This is a genomic window from Streptomyces sp. BE303, assembly GCF_036290945.1.
Lineage (GTDB): Bacteria > Actinomycetota > Actinomycetes > Streptomycetales > Streptomycetaceae > Kitasatospora.
The window spans coordinates 1-795 of sequence record NZ_JAQYWZ010000226.1; the positions used below are offsets into that span (position 1 = coordinate 1).

Sequence of the window (795 nt, forward strand, 5' to 3'; positions counted from 1 at the left end):
GAACGGTCTGACGGCGCCGAACGGTCCGTCGCAGCAGCGGGTGATCCGGGCCGCGTTGGCGCAGGCGGGGTTGAACCCGCAGGACGACGACGCGGTCGAGGCGCACGGCACCGGCACGACGCTCGGCGACCCGATCGAGGCCCAGGCCCTCCTGGCAACCTACGGTCAGGACCGGGACGGCGGCGACCCGCTCTGGCTCGGGTCGGTGAAGTCCAACATCGGGCACACGCAGGCGGCGGCCGGTGTCGCCGGCATCATCAAGATGGTTCTGGCGATGCGGCACGGGACCAAGCCCCCGCCGCTCCACGCCGACGAGCGATACCCGCACGTGGAGTGGGCATCCGGCGCGGTGTCGCTGTTGACGGAGTCGCGGCCCTGGAACCCCGGGGACCGGGGGCCGGCGGGGGGGGCGTGGGGGGGGGGGGGGGGGGGGGGGGGGGGGCGTGGGCGGGTTTGGGGCCCGGCCGGGGGGGCCGGCGGGGGGGGCCGGGGGGGGGCCCGGGGGGGGGGGGGGGGGCCCCGGGCGGGGGGCGGGGGGCGGGGCGCGGCGGGGGGGGGGGGGGGGGGGGGGGGGGGCCCCCCCCCCCCCCCCCCCCCCCACCCCCGCCGCGCCCAGGCGGAGGAAGGGCCCCGCCACGGCCCCACGCCCCCCCCCCCCCCCCCCCCCCCCCCCCCCCCCCCCCCCGGCAGTGAATGAGCCGGCGACCTCCGAGAACTTCCCCGAGATATACACTCGTTCCCTACCCGCCGCTCTTCCGTTCTTGTCGCTGTTGACGGCGTCGCGGCCCTGGGGCC

General features: G+C 80.1%; 1 pseudogene. It reads left to right on the top strand.

The window, feature by feature from the left end:
• Window positions 1-433, top strand: a pseudogene (locus PUR56_RS01440) (polyketide synthase); the annotation flags it as partial.
• Window positions 434-795: the final 362 nt, after the last annotated feature.